The organism is Polynucleobacter sp. 35-46-11 (genome assembly GCF_002281105.1).
The window spans coordinates 1-1,726 of the sequence record NZ_NCFJ01000522.1; the positions used below are offsets into that span (position 1 = coordinate 1).

The 1,726-nt window shown below is 46.3% G+C and carries 2 protein-coding genes and 1 pseudogene; all 3 read right to left on the minus strand.

From position 1 onward, the window contains the following. Window positions 1-10: 10 nt before the first annotated feature. Window positions 11-622 (minus strand): fumarate hydratase C-terminal domain-containing protein, encoded by a 612-nt coding sequence (locus B7Y67_RS17145; RefSeq protein WP_293599666.1) that lies wholly within the window; start codon window positions 620-622, stop codon window positions 11-13. Window positions 623-630: 8 nt separating this feature from the next. Continuing rightward, window positions 631-1,506 carry a fumarate hydratase gene (locus B7Y67_RS17150; protein ID WP_293599667.1) on the minus strand — a complete coding sequence of 292 codons (876 nt, stop codon included), beginning with the start codon at window positions 1,504-1,506 and terminating at the stop codon, window positions 631-633. Window positions 1,507-1,517: 11 nt separating this feature from the next. Then, window positions 1,518-1,726 (minus strand): annotated as a pseudogene (locus tag B7Y67_RS17155) (succinate dehydrogenase); the annotation flags it as partial.

Below are 1,726 nucleotides of genomic sequence, written 5' to 3' on the forward strand. Positions count from 1 at the left end.
AAGGGCGCATTCATGATTCGATTCCTAAGCTTTTAAGCACATCTACCTTGTTGCGAGCAACATCACCCTTAACCTCTTGGTAAATACTGCCACCATGGCTGTCCATTGCAACCAATAGCGGGCCAAAATCGCGTATCTTAAAACGCCATAAGGATTCAGGATTTAAATCATCCATATCCACGTCTTCGATTTGCTCAATCCAAGTGGTCTCTAGAGCAGCAGTGCCGCCAATAATCGCTAAATACACTCCGCCCAACTCTGCAAATGCTGCAGATGAACCTTCTCGCATACCGCCTTTACCCACAATCATCCGCACCCCATTTTGGGTCATTAATGGCCTTGTGAAACGCTCCATCCGATCGGATGTGGTTGTGCCAATACAGATAGGCTGATAGCCCGCTGGATACTCAGCACTGACCGGCACCTTACGTACATTAGGTGCAGTATGAATTACCGCGTGACCAGTTAGATCAAACTTGGTTTTTCGATCGCGATCAAATAAATGAATCTGAGTCGCGTCCCGAATTCCAAACAAAGTGTTTTGCAAGGTAACCGTGTCGTTAATTTTAAGGCGGCGAATGTCAGCTTCGCTTACCGGAGTAGGGAGAATGTAATGAGTCATTGTTATTCCTAAAAACCGTACTCAACACCGCTTGGCGTAAAGGTGGCGCGAGCGCGCCTTGCAGAATGGCATTGCATATTGACTGCCACAGGATTCATTGTGATGTGCGTAGCCGCCAATTCAACATGTACTGCAAATGCAGTGCCATCTCCACCCAAACCTTGTGGACCAATACCGAGACGATTTACGGCAGTACTCAATTCCTTTTCTAGCTTTGCGCCCTCTTCATCAGTGCAAACACTCCCAATTGGTCTAGTCGCGGCACGTTTAGCCATGGCAACGCATTGATCGGAGGTGCCACCAATGCCAACTCCAACAATAGTTGGAGGGCAAGTTTTTCCACCAGAAGCAACGACACTGTCAATGACAAATGCCTTTACACCCAGAATACCTTCAGCTGGAATGGCCATCTTGAGGTAGGAATTATTCTCGGAGCCACTTCCTTTAGGGACCATTTCAATTTCTACCGACTCATCATCATCGCTAAAATCCACATGAATGGCTGGCATATCGATGCCGCAGGATGTGTGATTATTTTTTCGGGTGATGGGATGCACCACTGAAGAGCGTAGTGGATATTCAGTAGTGGCGCGCTCGCATCCCTTACGGATTGCGGCTTTTAAGGCCATTCCATCAAACTCAACGTGACGACCAATTTTGACGTTATAAATAGGTAAACCGGTATCTTGGCAAAGTAAATTATCTTCGCGCTCTGCAACTGCAATGTTAGTAACCATGGTTTGCAGCACTACTTGTGCGCGCGCATCGGTCTCTAATTGATTTAAGCGGTCAATTCCTTGCTTAACATCATCAGGCAACTTCTTGAGCGCACGAATATATAACTCCTTACATGCCTCCTCTACCAAACTCATCTGTAGCTGCATATTGCTCCCAATTAATCTGCTAATGCTAAAAATAAAAGACCGGAAATAATCGAAATGACTATGGCCGCCTGAATCCAGCCCTTTCGCAATCCACGCCACGCTCCAAACTCAATCATCAAAAGACGAATACCGCCGACTAAGTGGATCGTCAATAAAGTCACCAAACCCCATTCGCCTACTTTGACAGCCCAAAAATCCGTCAACTTTAAATAACGGTCTA